Annotated in this window: 24 protein-coding genes; 19 read left to right on the forward strand and 5 right to left on the reverse strand. The window is 73.4% G+C overall.

The window, feature by feature from the left end:
- The first annotated feature begins 776 nt into the window (after nt 1-776).
- Nucleotides 777-1703: a homocysteine S-methyltransferase gene (gene mmuM / locus ACF1A5_RS22975; RefSeq protein WP_392194725.1), complete on the forward strand. Its 927-nt coding sequence runs from the start codon at nt 777-779 to the stop codon at nt 1701-1703.
- 129 nt (nt 1704-1832) lie between these two features.
- Here the strand turns inward: mmuM and ACF1A5_RS22980 are convergent, their stop codons facing one another.
- The gene (locus ACF1A5_RS22980) at nt 1833-3413 is read right to left on the reverse strand and encodes a carboxylesterase/lipase family protein (protein ID WP_392194726.1); all 1581 of its coding nucleotides are present in this window, start codon (nt 3411-3413) and stop codon (nt 1833-1835) included.
- A 391-nt stretch (nt 3414-3804) separates the two neighbouring features.
- Here ACF1A5_RS22980 and ACF1A5_RS22985 point away from each other — a divergent pair, with 391 nt between their 5' ends.
- The 3 genes from ACF1A5_RS22985 to ACF1A5_RS22995 all read left to right on the forward strand — a co-directional run bounded on the left by ACF1A5_RS22985 (nt 3805) and on the right by ACF1A5_RS22995 (nt 6005).
- Nucleotides 3805-4782, forward strand: coding sequence for a hydroxyacid dehydrogenase (locus tag ACF1A5_RS22985; protein WP_392194889.1), 978 nt, complete (start codon nt 3805-3807; stop codon nt 4780-4782).
- Nucleotides 4783-4912: 130 nt separating this feature from the next.
- Nucleotides 4913-5542 carry a VOC family protein gene (locus ACF1A5_RS22990; protein ID WP_392194727.1) on the forward strand — a complete coding sequence of 210 codons (630 nt, stop codon included), beginning with the start codon at nt 4913-4915 and terminating at the stop codon, nt 5540-5542.
- A 58-nt stretch (nt 5543-5600) separates the two neighbouring features.
- The gene (locus tag ACF1A5_RS22995) at nt 5601-6005 is read left to right on the forward strand and encodes a VOC family protein (RefSeq protein ID WP_392194728.1); all 405 of its coding nucleotides are present in this window, start codon (nt 5601-5603) and stop codon (nt 6003-6005) included.
- On the opposite strand, the gene ACF1A5_RS23000 is transcribed toward ACF1A5_RS22995, so the two are convergent.
- Together ACF1A5_RS23000 and ACF1A5_RS23005 are read right to left on the reverse strand one after the other, a co-directional pair.
- On the reverse strand, nt 5985-6701 hold the full coding sequence (locus ACF1A5_RS23000) for a helix-turn-helix domain-containing protein (RefSeq protein WP_392194729.1): 717 nt from the start codon (nt 6699-6701) through the stop codon (nt 5985-5987). The two genes, ACF1A5_RS22995 and ACF1A5_RS23000, sit on opposite strands and share 21 nt — an antisense overlap.
- Before the next feature lie 160 nt (nt 6702-6861).
- Nucleotides 6862-8022, reverse strand: a complete 1161-nt coding sequence (locus ACF1A5_RS23005; protein WP_392194730.1) for a YihY/virulence factor BrkB family protein — start codon at nt 8020-8022, stop codon at nt 6862-6864.
- Between the two features lie 143 nt (nt 8023-8165).
- Between ACF1A5_RS23005 and ACF1A5_RS23010 the strand changes: the two genes are divergently transcribed.
- The 15 genes from ACF1A5_RS23010 (at nt 8166) to ACF1A5_RS23080 (ending at nt 23157) form a co-directional block, all read left to right on the forward strand.
- Nucleotides 8166-9800, forward strand: a complete 1635-nt coding sequence (locus ACF1A5_RS23010; protein WP_392194731.1) for an acyl-CoA dehydrogenase family protein — start codon at nt 8166-8168, stop codon at nt 9798-9800.
- A 321-nt stretch (nt 9801-10121) separates the two neighbouring features.
- Entirely contained in the window at nt 10122-11423 is a 1302-nt protein-coding gene (locus tag ACF1A5_RS23015) for a GAF domain-containing protein (RefSeq protein WP_392194732.1), read from the forward strand.
- A 161-nt stretch (nt 11424-11584) separates the two neighbouring features.
- On the forward strand, nt 11585-12919 hold the full coding sequence (locus ACF1A5_RS23020; protein ID WP_392194733.1) for a hypothetical protein: 1335 nt from the start codon (nt 11585-11587) through the stop codon (nt 12917-12919).
- A gap of 77 nt (nt 12920-12996) precedes the next feature.
- A complete protein-coding gene (locus ACF1A5_RS23025) occupies nt 12997-13569 on the forward strand; it encodes a GNAT family N-acetyltransferase (protein ID WP_392194734.1) in 573 nt (190 codons plus the stop codon).
- A 127-nt stretch (nt 13570-13696) separates the two neighbouring features.
- Complete coding sequence (locus ACF1A5_RS23030) at nt 13697-13780, forward strand: putative leader peptide (protein ID WP_309486338.1); 84 nt, start codon at nt 13697-13699, stop codon at nt 13778-13780.
- A gap of 157 nt (nt 13781-13937) precedes the next feature.
- On the forward strand, nt 13938-15635 hold the full coding sequence (locus ACF1A5_RS23035; RefSeq protein WP_392194735.1) for a nitrite/sulfite reductase: 1698 nt from the start codon (nt 13938-13940) through the stop codon (nt 15633-15635).
- Nucleotides 15632-15814: a hypothetical protein gene (locus tag ACF1A5_RS23040; protein WP_392194736.1), complete on the forward strand. Its 183-nt coding sequence runs from the start codon at nt 15632-15634 to the stop codon at nt 15812-15814. Before ACF1A5_RS23035 ends, ACF1A5_RS23040 begins: the two co-directional genes overlap by 4 nt.
- Entirely contained in the window at nt 15811-16521 is a 711-nt protein-coding gene (locus tag ACF1A5_RS23045; protein WP_392194737.1) for a phosphoadenylyl-sulfate reductase, read from the forward strand. The genes ACF1A5_RS23040 and ACF1A5_RS23045 overlap by 4 nt, the downstream gene beginning before the upstream one ends.
- A gap of 2 nt (nt 16522-16523) precedes the next feature.
- Entirely contained in the window at nt 16524-17093 is a 570-nt protein-coding gene (cysC, locus tag ACF1A5_RS23050) for an adenylyl-sulfate kinase (protein ID WP_392194738.1), read from the forward strand.
- Entirely contained in the window at nt 17090-18025 is a 936-nt protein-coding gene (gene cysD, locus ACF1A5_RS23055) for a sulfate adenylyltransferase subunit CysD (protein ID WP_392194739.1), read from the forward strand. Before cysC ends, cysD begins: the two co-directional genes overlap by 4 nt.
- 2 nt (nt 18026-18027) lie before the next feature.
- Nucleotides 18028-19383 (forward strand): sulfate adenylyltransferase subunit 1, encoded by a 1356-nt coding sequence (locus tag ACF1A5_RS23060; protein WP_392194740.1) that lies wholly within the window; start codon nt 18028-18030, stop codon nt 19381-19383.
- 225 nt (nt 19384-19608) lie between these two features.
- Nucleotides 19609-20715, forward strand: coding sequence for an aliphatic sulfonate ABC transporter substrate-binding protein (locus tag ACF1A5_RS23065; protein ID WP_392194741.1), 1107 nt, complete (start codon nt 19609-19611; stop codon nt 20713-20715).
- Nucleotides 20716-20750: 35 nt separating this feature from the next.
- A complete protein-coding gene (locus tag ACF1A5_RS23070) occupies nt 20751-21530 on the forward strand; it encodes an ABC transporter ATP-binding protein (RefSeq protein WP_392194742.1) in 780 nt (259 codons plus the stop codon).
- The gene (locus ACF1A5_RS23075) at nt 21517-22401 is read left to right on the forward strand and encodes an ABC transporter permease (protein ID WP_392194743.1); all 885 of its coding nucleotides are present in this window, start codon (nt 21517-21519) and stop codon (nt 22399-22401) included. Before ACF1A5_RS23070 ends, ACF1A5_RS23075 begins: the two co-directional genes overlap by 14 nt.
- A gap of 6 nt (nt 22402-22407) precedes the next feature.
- Nucleotides 22408-23157, forward strand: coding sequence for a sirohydrochlorin chelatase (locus tag ACF1A5_RS23080; protein ID WP_392194744.1), 750 nt, complete (start codon nt 22408-22410; stop codon nt 23155-23157).
- Between the two features lie 524 nt (nt 23158-23681).
- Here ACF1A5_RS23080 and ACF1A5_RS23085 read toward each other — a convergent pair.
- Both ACF1A5_RS23085 and ACF1A5_RS23090 read right to left on the reverse strand, forming a co-directional pair.
- Complete coding sequence (locus ACF1A5_RS23085; RefSeq protein WP_392194745.1) at nt 23682-24299, reverse strand: DsbA family protein; 618 nt, start codon at nt 24297-24299, stop codon at nt 23682-23684.
- Nucleotides 24300-24414: 115 nt separating this feature from the next.
- Complete coding sequence (locus ACF1A5_RS23090; protein WP_392194746.1) at nt 24415-24963, reverse strand: DUF1697 domain-containing protein; 549 nt, start codon at nt 24961-24963, stop codon at nt 24415-24417.
- Between the last annotated feature and the right edge of the window lie 173 nt (nt 24964-25136).

The raw sequence follows: 25136 nt of genomic DNA on the forward strand, positions 1-25136 counted from the left end.
GCGGACCTACAGGCGGACCAGAAATCACTCCTTAGCGATGGGGCCTTCGACACTGTCCCCCGTAGGCGTTCATGACACGCCGTCAGCCTACCGAAAAGTGGAATGATCTTATCAGCCGCATATGCCCAACGGGCCTGCGGCGTACGGGAATTGTGGACCGTAACAAAAACCACACGCCGAGGCCCCCCGCGCGCCATGCGGACAGAACCGTACGGCCATACGGCGGTCACGGTCCCGCGGCCCCGCAACGCACGAGCCCCGGCCCGCACAACGCGGGCCGGGGCTCGGTGTCGAGCGCCGAGCAGGCCTTGCACCTGCATCTCCCCGCAGGAAGCGGGACGTCTTGCCTTGGACCACCAACGCACGGCCTGACACCGGGAGTTCCCGGCGATCGGCTCGGTGCCGAGTGTAACGCACGGAGGCGGAACGGCCGTTCACGGAAAAGATGAACGTTTTCCTCAACAACCTTTGAAACGTAGACCAGTTGGTGTGCGCAGGTTCACGGTCATCGACCGGGAAGAGGCAGCCGCGGTCCCGGGCCGAGGAGCTGTCCTCGCCGACGGCGGCCTTCCTGGCCCACGCGCTCGTCCCGTTCACGTCGTACGTTCCGTCCGGGCCGTACATTGCGAAGTCGTCGTCCGTGGCGGACGCGCCACCCGCTCCGGAGTCGTCAGACGTTCCGTCGGCGTCGCGCGCGCCGGGAGCGGACCCCGGGCTCCGGATTGCCCGGCTCCACGCGCCCGGCCCCGCGCCGGCCCGTCGGTTAGCGTCGTGACATGACCAGAGACACCTCCCCCGCTCTCGCCGAGGCGCTCGCCGCCGGGACCGTCGTACTCGACGGCGGGCTGTCGAACCAGTTGGAGGCGGCCGGGCACGATCTGGGCGACGAGCTGTGGTCGGCGCGGCTGCTCGACGAGCGGCCGGAGGCCGTCACCGAGGCGCACCTCGCGTACTTCGAGGCGGGCGCGGACGTGGCGATCACGGCCAGCTACCAGGCCACGTTCGAAGGGTTCGCCAGGCGCGGGATCGGCCGTCAGCGGGCCGCCGAACTCATGGCGCTGAGCGTGGAATCGGCACGGGAGGCGGCCCGACGGGCACGGGCGCGTGGCGTGCGCCGGCCGCTGTGGACGGCGGCGTCGGCCGGACCGTACGGGGCGATGCTCGCGGACGGCTCGGAGTACCGGGGCCGCTACGGGCTCACGGTCGCGGAGCTGGAGCGCTTCCACCGGCCCCGGCTGGAGGTGCTGGCCGCCGCCCGGCCCGACGTGCTCGCGCTGGAGACGGTCCCGGACACCGACGAGGCCGAGGCACTGCTGCGGGCGGTGCGCGGGCTGGGGGTGCCGGTCTGGCTGTCGTACACCGTCGCGGGCGACCGGACCCGGGCCGGGCAGCCGCTGCGCGAGGCGTTCGCCCTGGCCGCCGGGAGGGACGAGGTGATCGCGGTCGGCGTGAACTGCTGCGCCCCGCGCGACGCGGACGCCGCGGTGGCGACGGCCGCCCGGGTCACCGGCAAGCCGGTCGTCGTCTACCCCAACAGCGGCGAGACCTGGAACGCCGAGGCCCGAACCTGGCAGGGGCGCGCCACCTTCACCCCCGCACAGGTACGGGCCTGGCGCGCCTCCGGGGCCCGCCTGATCGGCGGCTGCTGCCGAGTGGGCCCCCACGCGATCAGCGAGGTGGCCCGGACTTTGGCGGAGGGGTGACCGCGGTCCTGCAGGGAGGGCCTCCGGACCCGGCGAAGGGCCACACTCCGGGGCCGGCGGAGGGGCTCGCGCCGGCCGGGGGCACGACCACGGCACCGGCCCGGCGGGGAGCCGGTCCGCGAGGCCAGCTCAGGGTCTGCCGACGCCGCCCGAGCGTCTGAGGCGTCGTACGACCGCGCGGAGTTCCGCCGTTCGGGCCGCGGTGGTGGCCGGCGGGGCGGGGGCGGGTGGGGTGTCACCGGCAGGGGCGCCCACCGTCCACAGGGCGAGGTCCGCGTCGCGGGGGCCCAGGGCCGTGTACGGCGGCCCGTCGCCGAAGATCCGTACCGGGTGGGCCGCGTCCCACGCCTCCCAGCCCGGGTCCCCCTCGGCGGCGAACCGCACCCAGGCGGCGTGCATCGCGTCGGCCAGTTCCTGCGGGGCGCCCTCGCCGGCGAGTCTGCGGGACTCCGGGACGTGGCCGGTGTCGAAGACGAAGCCGAGCTCCAGGGCGTGGCAGGCGCCGAGGTCGGGCCGCAGCGAGGGCCAGGCGAACTCGTACACGTGGCAGGAGCCGGGGCGGGCGTCGGCCAGGCGGTGCAGCGGGCGGCGCAGCAGGTGGTCGGTGACCATCTGGCCGACGATCTCGGCGGTGCCCGCTCCCGGATGCAGGGCGCGGTAGCCGCGGACCACCTCGTGCCCGCAGTGGCAGCGGGCCATGGCCCCGGCCAGGGCGACCGGGCCGAGCCGGTCGACGCGCTCCAGCAGGCCGCCCGGCACCAGCCACAGCCGGTACTCGTCCCGGGTCCACCCCAGGAGCAGCTCGACGCCGCTCGCCGCCCCGCCCTCCGTCAGCGCGGCCAAGGGGTCGCCGGGGACGAGGTCGCCGTCGGTGACCACGCCGAACGCGGGCCCGCCGAGCACGGGGCTGCTCAGCCGGCCGACCTCGGCCTGGGTGCGCAGCAGCAGGTCGCGGTCGACGGCGGCGAAGGCCTCGGCCGTGGCGGGGACCTTCAGCCGGGCCGCCATGCGGCGCACCATCCGCCGCACCTTGTCGCGGTCGGAGGCCTCCGGCGGGCCGCTCTGCAGGACGGCCCGCCGGACCAGCCCCTGCGTCTGCGGGGCGGCGATCAGCGCGCCGATGCTGATGGCCCCGGCGGACTGGCCGAAGAGGGTGACGCGGCCGGGGTCGCCGCCGAAGGCCTCGATCGACTCGTGCGCCCAGAGGAGCGCGGCGAGCTGGTCGCGCAGGCCCGGGTTGGCGGGCGCGTCCGGGAAGAGACCGAAACCCTCCACGCCCAGGCGGTAGTTGACCGAGACCAGGACGACGCCGTCCCGGGCGAAGGCGTGCCCGTCGTACACGGGCACGGCCGAGGAGCCGCGGGTCAGCGCCCCGCCGTGCAGCCACACCATGACGGGCAGCCGCGCGCCCGGATCCGGCCGCGGCGTCCAGACGTTGAGATTGAGGCAGTCGTCACCCGGGACCTCCGGGTCGGACAGGTACGGGGCGAAGGCGGCCGAGTACGGCGGTTTCGGCGCGGTCGGGCCGAAGGAGCCGGCGTCGCGCACGCCGTCCCAGGGCTCGGGCGGCACGGGTGGCCGGAACCGGCGGGGGCCGACCGGCGGCGCGGCGTACGGGATGCCCCGGAACACCGCCACGTCGCGCTCGTACCGGCCGCGCACCGCCCCGTACGGCGTCCTGACCACGGGATCCGTCCGGCCTGCCGTCATACGCCCCACCAGCCCTTCGCCGCGCCGCGCTCGCTGCGCCCCGTACCGTCAGAGCACTCCATCGTCCCCCGCTGTTCCCGTGCGCGGCGCCACGAGCACCGCCGATCGGAGTACGGGGACCACGTACCGGCCGCCGGGCCATTGCCCCTCCCCGGGGGTGCCCCCTACGGTCGACAGGCGCCGCCGGAGAGCGCTTCCCGACCGCTCCACCCCGCCGCGCGGCCTCAGGAGAGACATGCCCAGAGACCAGGCGCCCGGCAACCAGACAGCCGGCGACCGGGCGGCCGGCGACCGGGCGGCCGGCGACCGGGCGGCCGGCGGCCAGGTGGCCGGCGGCCGGCCGCCCAGGGATCGACCGCCGAAGGACCGTCTGCTCGAGGCCGTCCTCGCCATGGATCCGGTGCACCTCCCCCGGCTCTTCCCGCCCCCTCTCATGGCCCGGTTGCGGCGTTCGGCGCGGCTCGATCCCGCGCTCGTCGTGCGGGACTTCGCCGACCCCGCCGCCGCGTCGGCGCTCGCCGGCGCCGAGGTGCTGATCACCGGCTGGGGCTGTCCGCGTATCGGCGCGGACGCGCTGACCGCGGCGCCCCGGCTGCGGGCAGTCCTCCATGCCGCGGGCTCCGTCCGCCCGCTGATCAGCGAGGCCGTGTGGGAGCGCGGGGTCGCCGTCTCCAGTGCCGCGGCCGCCAACGCGGTGCCGGTCGCGGAGTACACGCTCGCGATGATCCTGCTCGCCGGGAAGGACGCCTTCGCCCTGCGCGACCGCTACCGCGCGACCCACGCCCACCCCTCGGCCGCCGAGACGGCCGGCCTCGGCAACGCCGGCCGCCGGATCGGGATCGTCGGAGCCTCGCGGGTGGGCCGCCGCCTGCTGGAGCTGCTGCGGCCGCACGACTTCGAGGTGCTGCTCCACGACCCCTGGGTGGACGCCCCCGAGGCCGCCGCGCTGGGCGCCGAGCCGCTTCCACTGGAGGACCTGCTGCGCCGCAGCGACATCGTCAGCCTGCACGCGCCCGACCTGCCCGAGACCCGCCGGATGCTCGACCGGGCACGGCTCGCGCTGATCCCGGACGGCGGCGTCCTGGTCAACACGGGCCGGGGCGCCCTCGTCGACCACGACGCCCTCACCGACGAGCTGGTCTCCGGCCGTCTGCGGGCGATCCTGGACGTCACCGAGCCCGAGCCGCTGCCCGCGGGCTCCCCGCTCCACACCCTGCCGAACGTCTTCCTCACCCCGCACATCGCCGGCTCGCTCGGCAACGAGCTGGAGCGTCTCGGGCGGGCCGTCGCCGAGGAGCTGGAACGCCTGGCCTCGGGCCTGCCGCCGGCCTGCGAGGTGCGCCGTGCCGATCTGGCCCGGCTCGCCTGACCCCGCCCCGGACGGAAGCGCAGAGCCGTACAACGGCCGCCCGGGGCCCGGCCGTTGCGGTCCCGGTCGTCCTCCGCCGGTCCGCCGTTCCCGGCGCCGGACGGGCCTGGGCCGCGTAGCCTGAGCCGGGATGAACGCCATTCCCGCGACGCTGGACCACCTGGTCCTCGCGACCCCCGATCTGGCGGCCACCGTCGCCGAGTTCACCCGGCTCACCGGTGTGACCCCGGCTGCCGGCGGTGTCCATGTCGGGCTCGGCACCCGCAACCACCTGGTCTGCCTGGGCGGTTCCCGCTATCTGGAGATCCTGGGCCCGGACCCCGAGCAGCCCGTGCCGCCCGGCCCGCCCCCCTTCGGGGTGGACGGGCTCGCCTCGGCGCGGACGATCACCTGGGCGATCAGCCCGCCCGACCTGGACGCCGCCGTCGCCCGCGCCCGGAGCCGGGGCTACGACCCGGGCGAGGTACGGGAGATGAGCCGACGCCGCCCCGACGGCGTCCTGCTGCGGTGGCGGCTGACCGACGGCGCCGGACATCCCTCCGGGCTGGTGCCCTTCCTCATCGACTGGGGTCCCTCCACCCATCCGACCGCCTCGGGACTGCCCGTCACTCCGCTGCTTGAGCTGTCCGCCACCGCCCCCGACCCGAAGGAGCTGCGCCCGCTGCTGTCCGCCGTGGACGCCGGGCTGCGGCTCACGGAGGGCCCGGCCGGGTTCTCCTTCACGGTGGACACGCCGCGGGGGGCGGTGACCTTCGGCTGAGCGGTCCGTGTCCGATTCCTTCAAGACCGGCGCCCACGGAGGTGCCTACGGTGGCGCCATGACTCCACGATTCGCCGTGATCGGCCTGGTCGCCACCGACCTGGCGGCCTCCCTCGCCTTCTACCGCAGGCTCGGACTCGTCTTCCCCGAGGGGGCCGAGGAAGAGCCGCACGTCGAGGCCGCGCTGCCCGGCGGCGCGACGCTCGCGCTGGACACCGAGGACACCGTCCGCTCCTTCCACCCCGCCTGGCGGCCGCCGGCCGGGGGCGGCCGGATCTCCCTGGCGTTCCGGTGCGACACGCCCGCCGACGTGGACGCCGTGTACGAGGACCTGGTCGGCGCCGGATACCACGGGGAGCTGAAGCCTTGGGACGCCTTCTGGGGGATGCGCTACGCGGTGGTGCACGACCCGGACGGCAACGGCGTCGACCTGTTCGCCGCGCTACCCCCGGCCGGCCAGTAGCCGCCCGAGCGGCATCCCCGCCAGCTCCCTGACGTCGCGGGCCAGATGGGCCTGGTCCGCGAACCCGGCCCGGAGCGCCGTCTCCGCGAGAGGTACTCCGGTGCGGGCCGAGGCCAGAACCCGTTGCAGGCGCAGCACGCGGGCCAGCGTCTTGGGGCCGTAGCCGAAGGCGTCGCGCGAGCGGCGGTGCAACTGGCGTACGCCGAGGCCGAGTTCGTCGGCGGTCGCGGCGACCGGACGGCCCGCGTCCAGGGCGGCGACGATCCGTGCCGTCAGCGGGTCGGGCGGGTCCGCCTCGGCGGCGCGCCACAGGGCCACCTCTTCGAGCGCGGCCGCCGGGTCGGGCGCCGCGTCGATCCGTCCGCCCAGCCGCCGTACGACCGCGGCGGGCCAGAGGTCGGCCAGCTCGACGCGCCGGTCGCGCAGCTCGTGGGCCGGCACGCCGAGGAGGGCGGGCGCGGTGCCGGGGAAGAACCGCACGCCGACCCAGCGCGCGGGGGTGTCCCCGGGGTCGTGGGCACGCGTGTCCGGCCCGGCGACGAGCAGCCGCCCCTCGCTCCACAGCAGGTCCATGCACCCGTCGGGGAGCACCGGCAGCGCCCCGGCGGCGGGGACGTTCGTCCACACCACCGCGCCGGCCAGCCGGGACGGCCGTTCCGCGTATCCGGACGCCTGCCCGAGTACCTCCCCTGCCACGCCCGCCAGGCTACGCCCGGGGTGCGGACGTCCGTCGGCGCCCGGGGCGCCGCGGTACGGCCGTGCGGCATCCGGCCACGGGCGCCGCACGCCGGCCGACCCCGCTCGTAGGCGAACCCCGCTCGTCGGCGAACCCCGGCCGTCGGGAGATCCGCGCCCGTCACTTCCCGTGGGCGGATCCGTCCGGGTCGTCCTTGTGCGGACTCTTCACATGGGTGCTCTTCACATGGGTGCGCAGCCGCGCCGACAGGTCCTCCGGCGGCAGGAAGCGGGACCAGCGCTCCGGGAACTCGGAGGGCATGTCGGGGTCGTCGGGGTCTGCCTCGCGGGCCGCGGCGGCGCGGGCCACGTACTCGGTGATCTGCGCCTCGCGGACCCGCTCGTTGGCCGCGCGGGCGGCGGCCGTGGCGGCGGCCGGCCAGACCCGGTCGATGGCCGCGTTCACCGCCGCCCCGACGAGCACGGCGAACGCGGACACCCCGATCCACAGCAGCACCGCGACGGGCGCGGCCAGCGAGCCGTAGATGGTGGGGCCCTCGACGGTGCTCGTGAGGTAGATGCGCAGCAGGAAGCTGCACACCACCCACATGGCCAGGGCGACCAGGGCGCCGGGCACGTCCTCGATCCACGGGGAGCGCACCGGCACGGAGACGTGGTAGAGCGTGGTCAGGAAGGCGATGGACAGGACGATCACGACGGGCCAGTACAGGATCTGCACGAGGGTCGTCGACCACGGCACGATCCGCACCACCGCGTCCGGGCCCGCCACCATCAGCGGCAGCGCGATCGAGCCGACCAGCAGGGCCACGACGAACAGCCCGAAGGACAGCATCCGGGTCTTCACGATGCCCCGGACGCCGTCGAGGCCGTACATCACGGTGATGGTGTCGATGAAGACGTTCACCGCGCGGGAGCCCGACCACAGGGCGAGCAGGAAGCCGATCGAGATCACGTCGGGCCGGCCGCCCTTCATGACGTCGCGCAGGATCGGCTGGGTGATCTCCTTGACGCCCTGGTCGGACAGGACCGTGCGGGAGGCGTCGAGGATGTTGCGCTCCAGGCTGCCGATGGTGTCGGCGCCGGTCCAGGCGTCGACGTAGAAGAGCAGGGCGATCAGGCTGAGCAGCAGCGGCGGCACGGAGAGCAGGGAGAAGAAGGCGGCCTCGGCGGCGAGGCCGAGGATCCGGTACTCCATGCACGAGTTGACGGTGTCCTTCAGCAGCAGCCAGGCGGTCCTGCGTTTGGACACGTTCCGGTAGAGGGCCCGTGCCCGGTGGAGTCGGCCGGAGGGACCGTCGGGGGTTTCGCTTGCTGGCTGCACGACCCAAAGGTATCTCCGTCCCGTCCGGCGGTACCCACCCCCCGGTGGCGTCGACCAGGCAGGACACCGGGCGCGGGCGGGGGCGGGCCGCCCGTGGCGCCCGTCTGGTGACCGGCGCCGTACCACGGGGTAGGTTCCGTTCCATGGCAGCCAGCACTCATACCGTGACCAACCAGGCGCCGCCCCTGTCCGGCCACGACGTCTTCACCACCGACCGCGCCCTCGCCGAGGCCGTCGGGCGGCATGTCGGGGCGGACCTGCTGGACGAGGTGCGCGGCGAGCTGTCGGCGCTCGGCCGGGCCGCGGGCTCGACGCAGCTGCAGGAGTGGGGGACGCAGGCCAACGAGAACCCGCCGCGCCTGCGCACCCACGACCGCTACGGGCGTCGCATCAACGAGGTCGAGTTCCACCCGGCCTGGCACCGGCTGCTCGGCAAGGGTGTCTCGGCGGGCCTCACGGCGGCGTGGGACCGGCCGGCCGGGCATGTGCGGCGGGCGGCCGCCTTCGTGGTCTGGACGCAGGTCGAGGCGGGCAACGGCTGTCCGCTGTCGATGACGCACGCGGCGGTGCCCGCGCTGCGCACCGACCCGGAGCTGGCCGCCGAGTGGGAGCCGCGGCTGACGTCGATGATCTACGACCGGGAGCTGCGGCCCGCCCGGCACAAGGCCGGGGTCCTCTTCGGGATGGGCATGACCGAGAAGCAGGGCGGCAGCGACGTACGGGCCAACGCCACCGCCGCGCGGCCGCTCGCCGAGGACGGCGCATACGAGCTGACCGGGCACAAGTGGTTCTGCTCGGCGCCGATGTCGGACGCCTTCCTGGTGCTGGCGCAGGCCCCGGGAGGGCTGACCTGCTTCCTGGTCCCGCGGGTGCTGGAGGACGGCACGCGGAACGTGTTCCTGATCCAGCGGCTCAAGGACAAGCTGGGCAACCGGTCCAACGCCTCCGCAGAGGTCGAGTTCGACGGCACCTGGGCGCGCCGGGTCGGCGAGGAGGGGCGCGGGGTGCGCACCATCATCGAGATGGTGGCGGCGACCCGCCTCGACTGCGCCCTCGGCTCGGCGGGGCTGATGCGGCAGGCCGTCGCACAGGCGGTCCACCACTGCACCCACCGCGCGGCCTTCGGCGGCCCGCTGGTGGACAAGCCGCTGATGCGCAACGTGCTGGCCGACCTGGCGCTGGAGTCGGAGGCCGCGACGACGCTGGCGCTGCGCCTCGCCGCCGCCTACGACGACGGCGGCGAGCAGGAGCGGGCCTTCCTGCGGCTGGCGGTCCCGGCGGCCAAGTACTGGGTGACCAAGCGGTGCGCGCCGGTCGCGGTGGAGGCCTCCGAGTGCCTGGGCGGCAACGGGTACGTCGAGGAATGGGGCATGGCCCGGCTGGTGCGGGAGTCGCCGCTCAACTCCGTCTGGGAGGGGGCCGGCAACATCCAGGCGCTGGACGTGCTGCGGGCGTTGCGGCGCGAGCCGGCGGCGCTCGACGCCTGTCTGCGGGAGGTCGGCCGGGCGCGCGGCGCCGACCACCGCCTGGACGGGGCGATCAAGAACCTGCTCACCGAACTGGCCGACCTGGACGGCGTCGAGGGGCGGGCCCGGCGCCTGGTGGAGCGGCTGGCGCTGGTGCTCCAGGGGGCCCTGCTCGTGCAGCACGCGCCGTCGGCGGTTGCGGACGCCTTCTGCGCCTCGCGTCTGGGCGGCGACTGGGGGTCGGCCTTCGGGACCCTGCCGCACACGCTGGACCTGGCCTCGGTGGTGGAACGGGCGCGGCCGGTGTCCTGAAGGAGACCGGCCACCCGGTCTTCTCACGGTGCCCCGGAGGGGACGCGGGGGTGGTGCTGCGCCGACACGGCACCACCCCCGCTGATCCGGCCCGTTCGAGGCCACGGACGCCGCACGGGGCGACGTCGCACAAGTTTCAAACAGCACGGGTCCGTCCACCAGGGTTGCAAGGGGTTGCAACTTCCTGGTGCCGTGACCGGACTGTGCCCTTCCGCCACCGGAGAGCGGCACTATGAACCGGACAGCCGGGAGGGCGCCGGTCCATGGCCGGAACGGACCGCCGGCACCGGCTGCCCGTGGCCCCGTCTCCGGGAGGACCCAGTGGCGAAAGCGCCGAGGGACGTGACGCAGCTCGCCGCCACCGATACGGCGCTGGCGGCACGGATGCTCAGCGAGGTGCGCTCCGCGGCGCTCGCCGGGCAGCGCACGCGGATGCCTCCGCGGCCGGTGATCGGGCAGTCCTGGGAGCGCATGCTGCGCGGCGGGGTCGATCCCGACCGCGACTTCCGCGCCGGGCTGCTCACCCGCGAGGAGGTGGAGCGGCGCCGGGAGACCTCGCCGCTCAGGCCGGTGCTGCCGGTGCTGCGCCAGGGTCTGCTGTCGGTGGCGGACGTCGCCCACCACATCATGGTGGTCGCGGACGCGGACGGCCGGGTGCTGTGGCGGGAGGGCAGCCCGTCGGTGCTGCGCCGGGCCGACGGGCTGGGTTTTGAACTGGGCGCGGACTGGGGGGAGGACGTCGTGGGCACCAACGGCGTGGGCACCCCGGCGGTGGTGCGCAGACCCGTGCAGGTCTTCGCCTCCGAGCACTTCGTCCGCTCGCACGCGGCCTGGACCTGCGCCGGCGCCCCGATCACGGACCCACGGGACGGCCGGCTGCTCGGTGTGGTGGACGTCAGCGGCCCGCTGGAGACCATGCACCCGGCGACGCTGGCCTGGGTCGACTCGGTGGCCAAGCTGGCCGAGGCGAGGCTGCGGGAGCGACATCTCGCCTCGCTGGAGCGGCTGCGCGCGGTGGCGGCGCCGGTGCTGGCCCGGCTGGGCGGCCGGGCGGCGGTGGTGGACCGGGACGGCTGGACGGCGGCGGTGGCGGGGATGCCGTACACCCCGCGGATCGTGCTGCCCAAGTCGCCGTCGGCGGGTCGCCGGTGGCTGCCCGCGGTCGGCCTGTGCCGCCTGGAGCCGCTGGCGGGCGGCTGGCTGGTGCGGACCGGCGAGGAGCCGGCCGGGCAGGGCGCGGCCCGGATCGCGCTGGATCTGGCGCGGCCGCGCCGCTGGTCGGTGGCGGTCTCCGGCGGTGCGGGCTCCTGGAACCACGAATTGAGTCCCCGGCACGCCGAGTTGTTGTATCTGCTCGCGGTGCACCGCGCCGGCCGCAGCGCGGCGGAGCTGGCCGAGGACGTCTTCGGTGATCCGGCCCGCAGGGTGACGGTGCGCGCCGAGATGTCCCGGGTACGACGCTATCTAGGGGCGTTCCTGGAGCACCGTCCGTACCGGTTCGGCCAGGACGCGGAGGTCGAGGTGGCGCTGCCGGAGGATCCGCGCGACCTGCTGCCGCACTCGACGGCACGGACGGTACGGAACGGGCGTGAGGGGGCCGGGTGCCGTGAGAGGTTCGCGTGAGGGAGTACGGATGGCCTTTAGGTGACATCTTCCGCATATTTGCAGGGTCTTAGGCCTGTGGCGCCCCGGACTGCCGTAGCATCGCCTCTGGGTCGCCCCACCTGCTCCTTGGTCAACGCACGGACCTTGCGGCGCAGTTGGCCCGCCTCGGGAGGTTGTCCATGAAACATCGCGGCCGACACCGCCGGCGCCGGCGGGGCAGGGCACTGCGCGCCGTCCTGTCCGGGACGGCCCTCGCCCTCACCGCCGCCGCCACGCTGATCAGCGCCTCGCAGGCCACGGTCGAGGACAACCCCGGGGCCCTGAGGGCGCTCACCTCCCCCGCCGACCTCGGCCGGCTGCGGCTGACCGAGCAGCGGGTGCCGCAGCGGTCCCTGGACCGGCTGGCCGCGGCGATGGGCCGGCCGGTCGGCGTCGGCGCGGTGCTGGGCGCCGCCGACCGCACGCTGCGTGACGCGGCCGACTGCACCCGCGAGGAGCGGAAGGCGCTGCCGGTCGTGCCCGAGCCCACCCGCACGTACTGCTGGGACCCCGCCGACGCGACCACGAGCCTGTGGCAGCCGGAGTCGCTGACCACCTCGGGCGACGCCGACGACGACGGCGCGTGGGGGACGAACCGGGTGATCCTCTCCGGCTGGACCCGCGGTGGCGGCCCGGACGCTGACCGCGGGCTGGCCCGGGTGGCCTTCGTCGACGCGAACGACCCGGCCCGCCTCAGCTACACCTGGGCCCTGCTCGCCGTCCCGGTCGACGGCGGGCGCGACTTCCGGGGGCTCGTCTCGCGGGTGTCCGGCATGGTCTGGTACCAGGACAAGCTCCTGGTCACCGCCTCGGGCGCCGAGCGGGACGCGCTCTACGTCTTCGACCTGCACCGCATCCAGCGCGCCACCGTCGCCGGGGACGCGGTCGGCAAGGTGCCCGGCGGATGGTCGGCGCACGGTTACCGCTGGGTGCTGCCCGCCGTCGCCTCGTACCGCCCGGTCGGCGCGGGATGCGACCGGGCGGTGCCGGGCGCCCCCTGTCCCGACAGCCTGTCCCTGGACCGCAGCTCCGCGCCGGACAGCCTGGTCGCGAGCGAGGCCGGGCCCCGGGGCAGCGAGCGGCCCACGCGTCTGTGGCGGTACCCCTTCAGCCGGGACCCGGCGCGCTCCGGCCTCCTGGCCGCGGACTCCGCCGGAACGGTGGCCGCGGACGAGGCGTACGAGTCGAAGGCGGACGGGGTGCGGGGCGTGCTGTCGTACCGGACCGGCCCGTCCGCGCGTCCCGGCTGGTACCTGAAGCGGGTCCCCGGCTCCCCGGGCGGGCACGGCACACTGTGGCGGCAGGACGTGCGGGGCGCGAAGGCGGCCACGTGCGGCTCCGAGGACACCCACCGCTGCTGGGGCGACGGCACCGGGTCCCTGTCCTACTGGCAGGGCACCGGTGAGGTCTGGTCGCTGTCGGGGCGGACGCTGTTCGCCGTGCCGCTGTCCTCCGTGGAGCGCGCGCTGCGATAGCCGTCCCCGTGGAGCGCGCTGCGACGGGGGTCACCTTCGATCGACAGCCGCCGGGGGCGGGTGATTCCCTGACCGGCATGACGAACATCGCCGTGACCACCTGGTCCCTGGAGCAGACCGCCCCGAGCGACCTCCTTCCCGCCGCCGCGCCCGAGGGAGACGTCCGGATCGTCCGCTCCGAGGTGCCCTCACCAGAGTTCAGCCGGTTCCTGTACGCGTCGGTGGGCGGCGACATCCGCTGGACGGACCGGCTCGGCTGGTCGTACGCGCGGTGGCGGGAGCATCTGGAGCGGCCGGGTGTCGAGACATGGGTGGCGTACGACCGGGGCACGCCGGCCGGGTACATCGAGCTGGAGGCGCAGGACGACGGGGTCGTCGAGATCGTCTACTTCGGGCTGATCCCCGCCTTCCGGGGCCGCCGGATCGGCGGGCACCTGCTGTCGTACGGCGCCGGCCGCGCCTGGGACCTCGCCGACCGGTGGCCGGGGCTCGCGCCGACCAAGCGCGTCTGGGTGCACACGTGCAGCAAGGACGGCGAGCACGCGATGGACAACTACGAGCGGCGCGGGTTCAAGCTGTTCGACACCCAGGTCGAGGAGGAAGCGGAGGCAGACACTCCGGGCCCCTGGCCCGGGGCGTACCCGGTCTGACCTGCGCGAACCGGGCCGCGACCGCGCCCTGTGACCGAGGACACCCTTGTCTCGCATTCCAGGACAAGGGTGTCCGCATGATGGATAAAGCTGGACTGAGTCCAGATCTCCGTGCCACGCTGCCGTCATGTCTGGAACTGGAATCGCCTTGGTGAGTCGACGGCACGTCGACCTCGGCCGCATGTCCAGCGCCATCTGTCCGGCGAGCTGATCCGACCCCGGAGGCCTTCCGCCCCGGGTCCAGCGACGCCGATCCCCTCACTTCCGCCGCCTGCCGCGCACTGACGCACGCGGGTACCCCCTGCGTACATCCGTGCAGGTCAGGGCCGTTTCCTGCCTGTTCCGAAGTCCCGAAGGACGTATCAGCCATGGCCGCCACTCCGCAGAAGCCCGCCGCCGCGACTCCGCGCCGCAAGGTGAGCCGTCACCGTGGCGAGGGTCAGTGGGCCGTGGGCCACTTCACCCCGCTCAACGGCAACGAGCAGGTCAAGAAGGACGACGACGGTCTCAATGTGCGGACACGTATTGAGACGATCTACTCCAAGCGCGGCTTCGACTCGATCGACCCCAGCGACCTGCGCGGCCGGATGCGCTGGTGGGGCCTCTACACCCAGCGCAAGCCCGGGATCGACGGCGGCAAGACCGCGGTCCTGGAGCCGGAGGAGCTGGACGACCGCTACTTCATGCTGCGGGTCCGCGTCGACGGCGGCGCGCTGACTACGCGCCAGCTGCGGGTGATCGGCGAGATCTCGCAGGAGTTCGCGCGTGGCACCGCCGACATCACCGACCGGCAGAACGTGCAGTACCACTGGATCCGTATCGAGGACGTGCCCGAGATCTGGAACCGGCTGGAGGCCGTGGGGCTGTCCACGGTCACGGCCTGCGGCGACACCCCCCGCGTGATGATCGCCTCCCCGGTCGCCGGCATCGCCGAGGACGAGATCATCGACGGCACCCCAGCGCTGGAGGAGATGAAGCGCCGGGTGCTCGGCAACCCGGCGTACTCGAACCTTCCGCGGAAGTTCAAGACGGCCATCTCGGGTTCGCCCGTGCTGGACGTGGTCCACGAGATCAACGACGTCGCGTTCGTCGGCGTCCGCCACCCCGAGCACGGGCCGGGCTTCGACCTGTGGGTCGGCGGCGGCCTGTCCACCAACCCCAAGCTGGGCGTGCGGCTGGGCGCCTGGGTACCGCTGGACGAGGTCCCGGACGTCTACGAGGGCGTGCTGTCGATCTTCCGCGACTACGGCTACCGCCGGCTGCGCAACCGGGCCCGGCTGAAGTTCCTCGTCGCCGACTGGGGTGCCGAGAAGTTCCGCCAGGTGCTGGAGGACGAGTACCTGCGGCGGAAGCTGACCGACGGTCCCGCCCCCGAGCAGCCCGTGCAGCGGTGGCGCGACCACATCGGCGTGCACCGTCAGCGCGACGGCCGGTTCTACGTCGGTTTCGCCCCGCGGGTCGGCCGTGTCGACGGCGCCACCCTGACGAAGATCGCCGACCTGGCCGAGTCGCACGGCTCCGGACGGATCCGCACCACCGTCGAGCAGAAGATGATCGTCCTCGACGTCGCGGAGGAGCAGGTCGACTCCCTGGTCGACGGCCTGGAGGCGCTGGACCTGACCGCCCGGCCGTCCTCGTTCCGGCGCGGCACCATGGCCTGCACCGGCATCGAGTTCTGCAAGCTCGCCATCGTCGAGACCAAGGCCCGCGGCTCCCACCTGATCGACGAACTGGAGCGCCGCCTGCCGGACTTCGACGAGCCGATCACCATCAACCTCAACGGCTGCCCGAACGCCTGCGCCCGTATCCAGGTCGCGGACATCGGTCTCAAGGGCCAGCTCGTCGTCGACGACAAGGGCGAGCAGGTCGAGGGCTTCCAGGTGCACCTGGGCGGCGCGCTGGGCCTGGAGGCCGGGTTCGGCCGCAAGGTCCGCGGTCTGAAGGTCACTTCGGAGGAGCTGCCCGACTACGTCGAGCGCGTCCTCAGGCGCTACCAGGCGGAGCGCGAGGACGGCGAGCGCTTCGCCGCCTGGGCCGCCCGCGCGTCCGAGGAGGCGCTGTCGTGAACGAGCGTGCGGTGCCCTTCCACTGCCCCTACTGCGGCGAGGAGGACCTGCGGCCGAGCGAGGAGGGCCACGGCGCGTGGGAATGCGCGGCGTGCAACCGGGCCTTCCGGCTGAAGTTCCTGGGGCTGCTGGCTCGGGGTCTGAAGCGGGCCGACGACCGAGGGGACGAGCGGATATGACGACCACTCAGGAAGAACCCACCGAACAGGACCTGAAGGCGCTGGCCGAGCAGGCCGGGCGGGAGCTGGAGGACGCTTCCGCGCTGGAGATCCTGCAGTGGGCGGCGCGGACCTTCGGCAGGCGGTTCTGTGTCACCTCGTCCATGGAGGACGCGGTGGTCGCCCATCTCGCCTCCCGTGCCCTGCCGGGCGTGGACGTGGTGTTCCTGGACACCGGCTACCACTTCCCGGAGACCATCGGCACCCGTGACGCGGTGGAGGCCGTGATGGACGTCAACGTCATCACGCTCACCCCGCGGCAGACGGTCGCCGAGCAGGACGCCGAGTTCGGCCCGGAGCTGCACGACCGCGACCCCGACCTGTGCTGCCGGCTGCGCAAGGTGCGGCCGCTGGAGGAGGGGCTCGCGGGCTACCGGGCCTGGGCGACCGGGCTGCGCCGCGACGAGTCCCCGACCCGGGCGGACACCCCGGTCGTCGGCTGGGACGACAGGCGGCGCAAGGTCAAGATCTCGCCCATCGCCCGCTGGAGCCAGGCCGACGTGGACGCCTACGTCGCCGAACACGGCGTGCTCACCAACCCGTTGCTGATGGACGGGTACGCCTCCGTCGGCTGCGCCCCCTGCACCCGGCGGGTGCTGGAGGGCGAGGACGCGCGCGCCGGCCGCTGGGCGGGACGCGCCAAGACCGAGTGCGGGCTGCACGGCTGACCATGACCGAGCTCTCTACGAATCAGGAGTCCCACGTGACCACCGGAGCCACCGTCTGGCTCACGGGTCTGCCGAGTGCCGGCAAGACCACCATCGCGCACGAGCTGGCCGGCCGGCTGCGCGCGGAGGGCCACCGCGTCGAGGTGCTCGACGGCGACGAGATCCGCGAGTTCATCTCCGCGGGCCTCGGCTTCAGCCGTGAGGACCGGCACACCAACGTCCAGCGCATCGGCTTCGTCGCCGAACTCCTCGCCCGCAACGGCGTGACCGCGCTGGTACCGGTGATCGCGCCGTACGCGGACAGCCGCGACGCGGTGCGCAAGCGGCACGAGACCAACGGGACGGCCTACCTGGAGGTGCACGTGGCGACCCCGGTGGAGGTGTGCTCCGTGCGCGATGTGAAGGGCCTGTACGCCCGGCAGGCCGCGGGCGAGCTGACCGGCCTGACCGGGGTCGACGACCCGTACGAGGAGCCCGAGTCGCCCGATCTGCGGATCGAGTCGCAGCACCAGAGCGTGCAGGAGTCCGCGGCGTCGGTGTACGCCCTTCTCAGCGAAAGGGGACTGGCATGACGACCGCCACCGAGCTCCAGGACGCCACCCGGAGCCCGTACGCACTCTCCCACCTCGACGCCCTGGAGTCCGAGGCGGTGCACATCTTCCGCGAGGTCGCGGGGGAGTTCGAGAACCCGGTGATCCTCTTCTCCGGCGGCAAGGACTCCATCCTCATGCTGCACCTGGCGCTGAAGGCGTTCACGCCCGCTCCGGTGCCGTTCGCGCTGCTGCACGTCGACACCGGGCACAACTTCCCCGAGGTCATCGACTACCGCGACCGCGCGGTGGCCCGGCACGGCCTGCGGCTGCACGTGGCCTCCGTGCAGGACTACATCGACCGCGGTGTGCTCAAGGAGCGCCCCGACGGCACCCGCAACCCGCTGCAGACGCTGCCGCTGACGGAGAGGATCCAGAGCGAGCGGTTCGACGCGGTCTTCGGCGGCGGCCGCCGCGACGAGGAGAAGGCGCGCGCCAAGGAGCGGGTGTTCTCGCTGCGCGACGAGTTCTCCCAGTGGGACCCCCGGCGCCAGCGTCCCGAGCTGTGGAACCTCTACAACGGGCGGCACGCGCCCGGAGAGCACGTGCGGGTCTTCCCGCTGTCCAACTGGACCGAGCTGGACGTCTGGCAGTACATCGCCCGGGAGGGCATCGAGCTGCCGGAGATCTACTTCGCGCACGAGCGGGAGGTGTTCCGGCGGTCGGGGATGTGGCTGACGGCGGGCGAGTGGGGCGGCCCGAAGGACGGCGAGACCGTGGAGAAGCGCCAGGTGCGCTACCGGACCGTCGGTGACATGTCGTGCACGGGCGCGGTCGACTCCGACGCGGTGACGCTGGAGGCGGTCATCGCCGAGATCGCCGCGTCCCGGCTGACCGAGCGCGGGGCGACCCGCGCCGACGACAAGCTCTCCGAGGCCGCGATGGAAGACCGCAAGCGCGAGGGGTACTTCTAGCCATGACCAGCACCACCGAACCCACCGAGCCGCTGTCGGTCGAGCAGCTGTCGGAGACCACCCTGCTGCGGTTCGCCACCGCGGGCTCCGTGGACGACGGCAAGTCGACCCTGGTCGGCCGTCTGCTGCACGACTCCAAGTCGGTCCTGACCGACCAGCTGGAGGCCGTGGAGCGCGCCTCGGCCGGCCGCGGGCAGCAGGGCCCGGACCTCGCGCTCCTCACGGACGGCCTGCGCGCCGAGCGGGAGCAGGGCATCACCATCGACGTGGCCTACCGCTACTTCGCCACCGCGCGGCGCCGGTTCATCCTCGCCGACACCCCGGGCCATGTGCAGTACACCCGGAACATGGTCACCGGCGCCTCGACGGCCGAGCTGACGGTGGTCCTGGTCGACGCCCGCAACGGCGTGGTCGAGCAGACCCGCCGGCACGCCGCGATCGCCGCCCTGCTGCGCGTCCCGCACGTCGTCCTCGCCGTGAACAAGATGGACCTGGTCGGCTACCAGGAGTCCGTGTTCGCCGAGATCGCCGAGGAGTTCACGGCGTACGCGACCGAACTGGGCGTCCCGGAGGTCACCGCGATCCCGATCTCCGCGCTCGCCGGGGACAACGTGGTGGAGGCGTCCGCGACCATGGACTGGTACGGCGGCCCCACCGTCCTCGAACACCTGGAGACCGTGCCGGTCAGCCACGACCTGGCGCACTGCCACGCGCGTCTGCCCGTGCAGTACGTGATCCGCCCGCAGACCGCCGAACTGCCGGACTACCGGGGCTACGCGGGCCAGATCGCCGCCGGCAGCTTCCGGGTCGGCGAGCGGGTCACGGTCCTGCCCTCGGGGCGCACCTCGCGGATCAGCGGCATCGACCTGCTCGGTGAGCCGGTCGACGTGGCCTGGACGACGCAGTCGGTGACCGTCCAGCTGGAGGACGACATCGACGTCTCGCGCGGCGACCTGATCGTGCCGAGCAAGGACGCGCCCGCGACCACGCAGGACGTGGAGGCGACCGTCTGCCACGTCGCCGACCAGCCGCTGACCGTCGGCCACCGGGTGCTGCTCAAGCACGGCACCCGCACGGTCAAGGCGATCGTCAAGGACATCCCCTCCCGCCTCACCCTCGACGACCTGTCCCTGCACCCGCACCCGGGACAGCTCGCGGCCAACGACATCGGCCGGGTGAAGATCCGCACCGCCGAGCCGCTGCCGGTCGACTCCTACGCCGACTCGCGCCGCACCGGCTCGTTCATCCTGATCGACCCGAGCGACGGCACCACGCTGACCGCGGGCATGGTCGGCGAGTCGTTCGCCGCGCCGGAGCCGGTCCGGGACGAGGCCGAGGACGACGGGTGGGACTTCTGAGATGAACTCCACCGATTTCTACACGACGTTCGCGAAGGAGGGCGGCCGGGTCGGTAGCGGCGCCCTCGGAAGCGGGCAGGGCGGAGTGGCGCGATGTGCGCGATGACGTACGCGCACCGCCTGCGCGCCCCGTCCCCCCACAGGAAGCGACGAAAACCCTGTGCCGACCTCCCGGCCACGACCTGAGAGACCGTGACCGCCGGGCCTCCGAGAGGACACCCTCCCGTGCCTGCCACACCCTCGCTCCGCCGTACCCTCGCGGTGATCGCCGCGCTGCCGCTGCTCACCCTGGCCGCCTGCGGCTACGGTTCCGAGGCCAAGGACGACTCCTCCCGCCAGCAGGTCGCCGCCGGGGCGAAGAAGGTCGACGGCCTCGACTCCGTGAAGATCGGCTACTTCGGCAACCTGACCCACGCGACCGCGCTCGTCGGACGTGAGCAGGGCATCTTCCAGAAGGAACTCGGCGCCACCAAGGCCCAGTACGCCACCTTCAACGCCGGCCCCTCCGAGATCGAGGCCCTCAACGCCGGCTCCATAGACATCGGCTGGATCGGCCCCTCCCCCGCGATCAACGGCTACGCCAAGTCGGGCGGCAAGAACCTGAAGATCATCGGGGGTTCGGCGTCCGGCGGTGTGAAGCTGGTCGTGAACCCGAAGAAGATCACATCCCTGAAGGACGTCGAGGGCAAGCGGATCGCCACGCCCCAGCTCGGCAACACGCAGGACGTCGCGTTCCTCGACTGGGCGTCCGGCCAGGGCTGGAAGGTGGACCCCCAGAGCGGCAAGGGCGAGGTCACCGTCGTCCGCAGCGACAACAAGGTGACCCCGGACGCCTTCAGGTCCGGCTCGATCGACGGCGCCTGGGTGCCCGAGCCCACCGCGTCCAAGCTGGTCGCCGAGGGCGGCAGGGTGCTGCTCGACGAGTCCTCGCTGTGGCCCGGCAGGAAGTTCGTGATCACGAACATCATCGTGTCGCAGAAGTTCCTCGCGCGGCATCCGAAGGCCGTCGAGGCCGTGCTGAGGGCCTCCGTCGCGACCAACAAGTGGATCGAGGCCAACCCCGACCGGGCGAAGGCCGCCGCGAACAGGCAGCTGGAGGCGGACTCCGGCAAGGCGCTGCCCGCGAACGTCCTGGACCCCGCGTGGAAGTCGATCCAGATCACCGACGACCCGCTGGCCTCGACCCTCGGCACCGAGGCGGAGCACGCGGCCAAGGCCGGTCTGCTGGCCGAGCCCGAGCTGAAGGGGATCTACGACCTCACGATCCTCAACAAGGTCCTCGAGGGCGCGGGCCGGAGCACCGTGTCCGACGCCGGTCTCGGCACGCGCTGACCCACGACCCCGACCCCTTACAGGAGGTGACGACCATGGCCACGATCCTCGCCAAGGCCGACGAGTCCGTCGCGCACGCGGCTCGCCTTGAGCATGTCTCGAAGTCCTTCGCGGGACCGGGTGGGCAGCAGCTCGTCCTGGACGACATCAGCCTCGATGTCGCGCCCGGCGAGTTCGTCACCCTCCTGGGGGCCTCGGGCTGCGGCAAGTCCACGCTGCTGAACCTGGTGGCGGGCCTGGACCGGCCCACCACCGGCTCCATCACGACGGACGGGCGTCCGGCGCTGATGTTCCAGGAGCACGCCCTGTTCCCGTGGCTGACCGCGGGCAAGAACATCGAGCTCGCCCTGAAACTCAGGGGGGTTCCCCGGTCCGACCGGCGCGGCAAGGCCGAGGAGCTGCTCGAACTCGTCCGGCTGAAGGGCGCGTACGGCAAGCGGGTGCACGAGCTGTCGGGCGGGATGCGCCAGCGTGTGGCGATGGCGCGCGCCCTCGCGCAGGAGAGCGGCCTGCTGCTGATGGACGAGCCCTTCGCCGCGCTGGACGCCATCACCCGGGACGTGCTGCACGACGAGCTGACCCGGATCTGGCAGGAGACGGGCCTGTCCGTCCTGTTCGTGACGCACAACGTACGCGAGGCGGTACGGCTCGCGCAGCGCGTCGTGCTGCTGTCCTCCCGGCCGGGCCGGGTGGCCCGCGAGTGGACGGTCGACATCCCGCAGCCGCGGCGCATCGAGGACGCGCCGGTGGCCGAACTGTCCATCGAGATCACCGAAGTACTGCGGGGGGAGATCCGGCGCCATGGCCAGCACTGAGACCAGGACGGCCCAGGACGCGGCGAGCGTCGAGGCGGGCCTCGACGCGCTGGAGACCAGCACGGCGGGCCGCCCGCCGTTCCGGCACACCTTCGTGCACAAGATCCTGCCGCCGGTGATCGCCGTCGTGGTGGTCCTCGCGGTGTGGCAGGGGCTGATCACCCTCAGGATCGTCGCGGACCCGACCAAGCTGCCCTCACCGGCCGCGGTGTGGCACACGGTCCGGGAGGCGTGGCTGCAGGGCACCCTGCTCGGCTTCATCTGGACCAGCGTCTCGCGCGGTCTGCTGGGCTTCTTCTTCGCCCTGCTCATCGGCACCCCCCTGGGCCTGCTGGTGGCCCGGGTGAGGTTCGTGCGCGCGGCCATCGGCCCGATCCTGTCCGGTCTGCAGTCGCTGCCGTCGGTGGCGTGGGTGCCCCCGGCCGTGATCTGGCTCGGCCTGGACAATTCGATGATGTACGCGGTGATCCTGCTCGGCGCGGTCCCCTCGATCGCCAACGGCCTGGTCTCCGGCGTCGACCAGGTGCCGCCGCTGTTCCTGCGGGCGGGCCGCACCATGGGGGCGTCCGGTCTGAAGGGCACCTGGCACATCACGCTGCCCGCCGCGCTGCCCGGCTATGTGGCCGGTCTGAAGCAGGGCTGGGCGTTCGCCTGGCGCTCGCTGATGGCGGCGGAGATCATCGCCTCCTTCCCGGACCTCGGCGTGGGCCTCGGCCAGTTGCTGGAGAACGGCCGCAACGCCAGCGACATGGCCATGGTCTTCGAGGCCATCCTGCTCATCCTGATCGTCGGCATCGCCATCGACCTGCTGATCTTCAGTCCGCTGGAGCGGTGGGTGCTGCGCAGCCGCGGACTCCTCGTCAAGGGCTGAACTCCCATGCGCCACCCGTCCCCCGTCCTCGTGGTCGTCGCCCACGGCAGCCGCGACGCGCGCCATGCCGCGACCGTGCACGCCCTCGTCGAGAGGGTGCGCCGGATACGGCCCGGCCTGCGCGTGGAGACCGGTTTCCTGGACTTCAACGTCCCGTCCGTGCCGGCGGTGCTGGGGTCGCTGGCGGCGGAAGGAGTGCGGGACGTCGTGGCCCTGCCGCTGCTGCTGACCCGCGCCTTCCACGCGAAGGCGGACATCCCGGCGGTGCTGCGGGAGGCGCCCTCGCGGCTGCGGATCCGGCAGGCGGAGGTCCTCGGCCCGTCGCCGCTGCTGATCGGGGCCCTGGAGCAGCGCCTGTACGAGGCGGGGCTGGACCCCGCCGAGAAGTCCTCGACCGGGGTCGTGCTGGCCTCGGCGGGGTCCACCGACCCGGAGGCGAGCGCGGTGATCGCAGACATCGCGCGGGAGTGGCGGCACACCGGTTGGTGCGCCGTGCGGCCCGCGTTCGCCTCCGCGTCCCTGCCCCGCACCGAGGACGCGGTGCGGGAACTGCGGGCGCTGGGCTGCGCGCGGGTCGCGGTCGCGCCGTACGTCCTCGCGCCGGGCTTTCTGCCGGACCGCATCGCGCGGGGCGCGGCCGAGGCGCGGGCGGACGTCCTGGCCGAGGTGCTGGGCCCGGCTCCGGAGGTGGCACGGGTGCTGCTGGAACGCTACGACGCGGCGCGCAGGCCGACCCTGACCGCCCTGGGCGCCTGAGGTCAGACCCGGCTCCTGGCTCCTGGCTCCTGACGGGCCATCCCGCAGGCACGGGAACCAGGCAGACCGCCCGCAGGCACGGGGGCCGGGCTGTTCCGGAGACCCGGGAGCCAGGCAGACCGCCCGCAGGCACGGGAGCCGGGCGGGCCATCCCGCAGGAACGGGAACCCGGCAGACCACCCCGGAGGGCCGGGGGCCGGGCTGTTCCGGAGGCCTGGGAGCCGGGCGGGTCGCCCCGCAGGCACGGGGGCCGGGCGGACCGCCCCGGCGGCGCGGGAGCCGGGCGGGTTGTCCCGCAGGCGCGGGAGCCAGGCGGCCCGCGCCGGAGGCGTACGGGCCGGGCGGGCTGTCCCGGGCCGGGAAGACGGGAGGTGTCCGCGGCCCGGCACTCCCCCGTGGTGCCGGTCCGCGGACGGCCGGCCACCGCCCGCCGAAGGCCGGCGTGCCGTGGTCGGCTTCTGCTTCAGCGTCACGACCGGCTCATGTGTCACCACAAAGCGTTCGCCAGGGTCGATTTTCGGCCGTCAGTCGAACCGCAGAGCGCCGGTGCGGGTGCGCTTGAGTTCGAAGAGGTCGGGGCAGCTCGCCAACACCCGAAAGCTGTCGAAGAGTTCGGCCGCGCGGGCACCCCGCGGGACGGCGCCCAGCACCGGGCCGAACCACACCGTCCCGTCGACATGGAGGGTGGGCGTGCCCACGTAGCCGCCCGAGTCGGGCTCGACACCGGCCTCGTGGCTGCGGCGCACGGCGTCGTCGTACGACGAGTCGTGGGCGGCGCGGGCGAGTTCGGCCGGGAGTCCGAGTTCGGCGAGGGACTCGGCGACCACCGCGTCGAAGTCCTCCCTCGCGCCCTCGTGGATGCGGGTGCCGAACGCCGTGTAGAGGTCGCGCAGCACCTTCTCGCCGTGCTGTGCCGCGGCGGCCACCGCGACCCGCACCGGGCCGAGGGACTTGTCGACCAATGTCCGGTACCAGTCGGGCAGTTCGTTGCCGATGTTGTGCAGGTAGAGACTCATCGCGTGGAACCGGAGGTCGAGCGGGCGCTCGCGCTCGACCTCCAGCAGCCAGCGGGAGGTGATCCAGGCGAAGGGGCAGGCGGGGTCGAAGTAGAAGTCGACACGGGTGGGCGAGGTGGTCGTCATGTCCGCGAGGCTAGCGGCGCACTGGCGCACCCTCCCGGCCCAATCCGCGGCCTTTTCCCTGGTCCACCCGGTCGCCCGCGCTGGGCGGGGCGACTCCTCGACCGGCGCCCCGCGGTCACTCCCCGGCGGTCAGCTCGATCAGCTTGAGCACGGTGTTCCAGTTCCGCGTGGTGGCGATCAGCCCCTTGGTGAGCCGGGGTCGCGACAGCTGCTCGGCGAGTTTGGAACGGCCGAGGCCGTCGGGGGCGTAGAGGTACAGGGCCCGGTCGCCGAGGCGGAACTCCTCGGGGAGATGGCTGCCGGGGTCGATCTCCGCGAAGCGGGCCGCCTCGACGGGCCGGGAGAAGTACGTGACGTGCAGCTGCCTCCCCTCCAGCCCGGCGGCCGGGAACGGGCAGGCCTCGGCGACGGCCCGCAGATAGGCGTGGTCGCGCACGATCACGTCCACCGTGAAACCGAACCGCTTCTCGACTGCCGACGCCAGCTCGGCGGCGAGCGACTCCTCGTCGCCGTGCCCGGTGGCGAAGACGGCCTGGCCGCTCTGGAGGTAGGTGCCGACCCCGGCGTAGCCGAGACCGTCCATGAGGGCGCGCAGCTCGGCCATCGGGAGCTTCCTGCTGCCGCCGACGTTGATCCCGCGCAGCAGCGCCGCATACCTCGTCATGCCCCCACCATAGAGCGGCCGTCGTGCCCCGTGGGGGCGGGCACGACGGCCACCGGCCGTGGCCGGACGAAAGAAACCCTTGCGGATCCCGGCGTGTGGATCAACTCCTACACGCGGCTGTGACGTGTTCAACAAGGTTTCCGCTTCCGAAAGCCGAGCCCTCCCGGCGGAAC

Origin of the sequence: Streptomyces sp. NPDC014864 (assembly GCF_043081525.1) — a bacterium.
Classification (GTDB): Bacteria; Actinomycetota; Actinomycetes; order Streptomycetales; family Streptomycetaceae; genus Streptomyces.

Coding starts and splice junctions, on each gene's coding strand:
- mmuM (WP_392194725.1), top strand. CDS start 777: ATGACCAGAGACACCTCCCCCGCTCTCGCCGAGGCGCTCGCCGCCGGG.
- ACF1A5_RS22980 (WP_392194726.1), bottom strand. CDS start 3,413: ATGACGGCAGGCCGGACGGATCCCGTGGTCAGGACGCCGTACGGGGCG.
- ACF1A5_RS22985 (WP_392194889.1), top strand. CDS start 3,805: ATGGATCCGGTGCACCTCCCCCGGCTCTTCCCGCCCCCTCTCATGGCC.
- ACF1A5_RS22990 (WP_392194727.1), top strand. CDS start 4,913: ATGAACGCCATTCCCGCGACGCTGGACCACCTGGTCCTCGCGACCCCC.
- ACF1A5_RS22995 (WP_392194728.1), top strand. CDS start 5,601: ATGACTCCACGATTCGCCGTGATCGGCCTGGTCGCCACCGACCTGGCG.
- ACF1A5_RS23010 (WP_392194731.1), top strand. CDS start 8,166: ATGGCAGCCAGCACTCATACCGTGACCAACCAGGCGCCGCCCCTGTCC.
- ACF1A5_RS23020 (WP_392194733.1), top strand. CDS start 11,585: ATGAAACATCGCGGCCGACACCGCCGGCGCCGGCGGGGCAGGGCACTG.
- ACF1A5_RS23025 (WP_392194734.1), top strand. CDS start 12,997: ATGACGAACATCGCCGTGACCACCTGGTCCCTGGAGCAGACCGCCCCG.
- ACF1A5_RS23030 (WP_309486338.1), top strand. CDS start 13,697: ATGTCTGGAACTGGAATCGCCTTGGTGAGTCGACGGCACGTCGACCTC.
- ACF1A5_RS23035 (WP_392194735.1), top strand. CDS start 13,938: ATGGCCGCCACTCCGCAGAAGCCCGCCGCCGCGACTCCGCGCCGCAAG.
- ACF1A5_RS23045 (WP_392194737.1), top strand. CDS start 15,811: ATGACGACCACTCAGGAAGAACCCACCGAACAGGACCTGAAGGCGCTG.
- cysC (WP_392194738.1), top strand. CDS start 16,524: ATGACCGAGCTCTCTACGAATCAGGAGTCCCACGTGACCACCGGAGCC.
- cysD (WP_392194739.1), top strand. CDS start 17,090: ATGACGACCGCCACCGAGCTCCAGGACGCCACCCGGAGCCCGTACGCA.
- ACF1A5_RS23060 (WP_392194740.1), top strand. CDS start 18,028: ATGACCAGCACCACCGAACCCACCGAGCCGCTGTCGGTCGAGCAGCTG.
- ACF1A5_RS23070 (WP_392194742.1), top strand. CDS start 20,751: ATGGCCACGATCCTCGCCAAGGCCGACGAGTCCGTCGCGCACGCGGCT.
- ACF1A5_RS23075 (WP_392194743.1), top strand. CDS start 21,517: ATGGCCAGCACTGAGACCAGGACGGCCCAGGACGCGGCGAGCGTCGAG.
- ACF1A5_RS23080 (WP_392194744.1), top strand. CDS start 22,408: ATGCGCCACCCGTCCCCCGTCCTCGTGGTCGTCGCCCACGGCAGCCGC.
- ACF1A5_RS23085 (WP_392194745.1), bottom strand. CDS start 24,299: ATGACGACCACCTCGCCCACCCGTGTCGACTTCTACTTCGACCCCGCC.
- ACF1A5_RS23090 (WP_392194746.1), bottom strand. CDS start 24,963: ATGACGAGGTATGCGGCGCTGCTGCGCGGGATCAACGTCGGCGGCAGC.